This window comes from Streptomyces sp. SID3343 (assembly GCF_009865215.1).
In the GTDB taxonomy this organism is placed as follows: domain Bacteria; phylum Actinomycetota; class Actinomycetes; order Streptomycetales; family Streptomycetaceae; genus Embleya.
Genome location: NZ_WWJX01000019.1, coordinates 1 through 3,062 on the forward strand (window position 1 = coordinate 1; position 3,062 = coordinate 3,062).

A 3,062-nucleotide genomic window follows, 5' to 3' on the forward strand; every position below is an offset into this window, starting at 1 on the left:
GCAGGAGTCCTGGAGGGTGACCTTGACCCGGCGGCCGGCCACCCGGCGTTCGGGGAGGGCCGAGACGTCGACCACTTCAGACAGTTCGGCGACCCGGTCGCGGCCGATGACGTCGGCCAGGTGCGCGGCGCACCCGCCGGAGGTGGTGACGATGCGGCCGGGCAGTCGTTCGCCGAGGCGGCGGGCGAGGGCGCGGCCCTTGGTCAACTCGCCGTTGTGCGCGTGCAGCGCGCCGCAGCAGCCTTGGTCGTCGGGCGCCTTCAGGCCGGGCAGCAGGATGCGGGCCGCGCGGGAGACGCCGGAAAACATGGCGCGTTCGAAGCAGCCGAGCATGAGCGAGGCTCCGGTGCCGGTGGGCGCCGAGGGCGCCGAGGTCGGTTTCGGTGTCCGGGGTGGGGCGGCTGCGGGGGCCGGCTGCGCTGCCTTCGAGGTCCTGCGTCCGGTCGGCCGGAGGAAGCGGCCCCAGCCCATGGCGCGGACCACCGGCGGCATGCTCACCACGACCGTCAACAGTCGGGCCAGTGGCGGTCGGTGCTTGCCGCGCCACTGGTGTTCGCGCCACTGTTCCAACAGCGACCCGGACGGGACGCCCGCCGGGCAGACGGGTTCGCACGCGCGGCAGCCCAGGCACGCGGACGACTGTTCGAGCAGGGTCGGGTCGTCGGCGTCCAGGCGGCCGGTCTCCAGGGCGCGCATCAGGTTGATCCGACCACGCGGTGAGGACGCCTCGTCGCCGGTGGCGGCATAGGTAGGACACGCGGGCAGGCAGAAGCCGCAGGAGATGCAGCGGGAGAGTTCCTCGGGGTCGAACACACCGGTCATGAGCCGAGCTTTCCGGGATTGAGGATGCGGGCGGGATCGAAGGCGGTTTTGATCCGGCTCAGCAGTTCCATCTGGGCGTCGCCGAGTTGGGCGCGCAGATGTGGCAACTTGGCGGCGCCCACCCCGTGTTCGCCGGTGATGGTGCCGCCGAGTTCGATCGCGGTGCGGAAGATGTCGTCGAAGGCGGCGTGCGCGCGCTCGATCGACTCGTCGTCGTTCGGGTCGGCCACCACGCAGGTGGGGTGGAGATTGCCGTCGCCTGCGTGGCCGAAGGTGGCGATGGTGACCGTGTGCCGGTCCGCGATGGCATCGATCCGGTCGACCATCTCGGCGATCCGGGGGCGTGGGACGGTGGCGTCCTCGAGGATGGTCAACGAGCCCAGTCGGGACAGTGCCGGCAGCGAACACCGGCGCGCGGTGAGCAGTGCCTCGGCGCCGGCCACGTCCTCGGCCAGGGTCCACTCGGTGGCGCCGGCCTCGTGGCACAACTCGGCCATGCGGTTCAGGTCGCGGCGTACCGCGTCGGCGGGACCGTCGTCGCCGAACAGCAGCAGTGCGCCCGCGTCCGTGCGCAGGCCCAGGTGGGCGAAGTCCTCGACCGCGCTGATGCAGCGCCGGTCCAGGAACTCCAGGGTGGCCGGGACGATGCCGGCGGAGAGGATGTCGGCAACATCCTCTACGTCGATTTCGAGCCGACCGCGGTCCTGGACTGGGAGATGGCCGCGGTCGGACCGCGCGAACTGGACATCGCCTGGATGATCTTCATCCACTCGTTCTTCCAGGACATCGCCCATCGCTACGGCGGTCTCCCGGGCCTGCCGGACTTCATGCGCACGCAGGACGTGTGCGCGCAGTACGAGAAGCTCACCGGCTACGCGCCGCGCCACATGCGCTATTTCGAGACGTACGCCGCAGTGCGGCACGGCGTCGTGATGGCCCGCATCGCGCACCGACAGTGGCACTTCGGCGAGCGCGAGCAGCCCGCCGACCTGGACGAGACCGTGCTGCACCGCACCCTCGTCGAGGCGATGATCGACGGTTCGTACTGGGAGCGCGCGGACGCGAGTTGACGCGCTGTCACCGCCCCCGCACGCCGTCCCCGCGTCCGGGTGCGCTCCCCAGGGTCCGCACCCGGACAAGATCTCGAGGGGTTAGGCTGGCACTTCACCATCGTTCACACGGGATCACCCGTGCGGGTGATGAAGTGTGTGACGGGCGACATCACACGGACACCGTCCGTGTTGTTGTCGGTAGCATGAATCACCGGGGGCGACTCCGGGGGTAGCTGCCGGAGGTGCCGCATGACGATCGGGGGACTCGACCCGCCGGCCGGTGCGGGTGTGCCCAAGGGCGCACCGCGAGCCGAGGGTGACGTTCCGGGCCGGAGCATGTCCGACCGCGTCGGACGACTGTCGCGCCGTCCTGTCCAACAACCCATCCAACGCCTGGGCCTGGCCGCCGTCACCTTCCTCACCGGAAGCCGCCGCCGGACGCCGGACGCCGTCGAACCGCTCCTCCAAGTGCACCGCGGGCACCACCCGAAGGCCGACATGACGGCCCTTCAGGAGGCCTACGCGGTCGCGGAGTTGTCCCATCGCGGGCAAATGCGCAAGAGCGGCGAGCCGTACATCACGCACCCGCTCGCGGTCGCGACGATCCTGGCCGAACTCGGCGCCGACACCACCACCCTGGTCGCCGCGCTCCTGCACGACACCGTCGAGGACACCGACCTGACCCTCGAAGAGGTGCGGGCCGCGTTCGGCGACGACGTCACCCACCTCGTCGACGGCGTGACCAAGCTGGAGCGAGTCGACCTCGGCGACCGCGCCGAGGCCGAGACGATGCGCAAGATCATCGTCGCCACGGGCCGCGACCTGCGGGTGACCGTGATCAAGCTGGCCGACCGCCTGCACAACATGCGCACGATCCGATATCGCCGCCGCGCGAGTCAGATCCGCACCGCGGAGGCCACCCAGGAAGTCTTCATCCCGCTCGCCGAGCGCCTGGGCATCCACGTGCTCAAGTCCGAGCTGGAGGACATCGTCTTCGCGACGCTGCGCCCCGAGGAGCACGCCGCGACCGCGCGCACCGTCCTGGCCAGTCAGGCCGAGACCGACGAGGCCGTGTCCAAACTGTGCGCGTCGGTCAAACGCGCGCTGCGCGAGGCCGGCATCGAGGCGGAGGTGTCGCCGCGCTCGCGGCACCACGTATCGGTGCGCCGCGTACAAAAGCGGCGCGGA

The 3,062-nt window shown here is 70.8% G+C and carries 4 protein-coding genes; 2 read left to right on the forward strand and 2 right to left on the reverse strand.

The window, feature by feature from the left end:
* Together GT354_RS00720 and GT354_RS00725 are read right to left on the reverse strand one after the other, a co-directional pair.
* The coding region (locus GT354_RS00720) for a (Fe-S)-binding protein (protein ID WP_161354173.1) at positions 1 to 822 on the reverse strand (822 nt) is incomplete at its 3' end.
* A complete protein-coding gene (locus GT354_RS00725; RefSeq protein ID WP_202511400.1) occupies positions 819 to 1,592 on the reverse strand; it encodes an FAD-linked oxidase C-terminal domain-containing protein in 774 nt (257 codons plus the stop codon). The genes GT354_RS00720 and GT354_RS00725, both read right to left, overlap by 4 nt.
* Between GT354_RS00725 and GT354_RS00730 the strand changes: the two genes are divergently transcribed.
* On the forward strand, positions 1,578 to 1,892 hold the full coding sequence (locus tag GT354_RS00730; protein ID WP_161354175.1) for a hypothetical protein: 315 nt from the start codon (positions 1,578 to 1,580) through the stop codon (positions 1,890 to 1,892). The two genes, GT354_RS00725 and GT354_RS00730, sit on opposite strands and share 15 nt — an antisense overlap.
* A gap of 231 nt (positions 1,893 to 2,123) precedes the next feature.
* Positions 2,124 to 3,062 (forward strand): HD domain-containing protein (locus GT354_RS00735; RefSeq protein ID WP_161354176.1); only part of this gene is annotated, 939 nt, incomplete at its 3' end.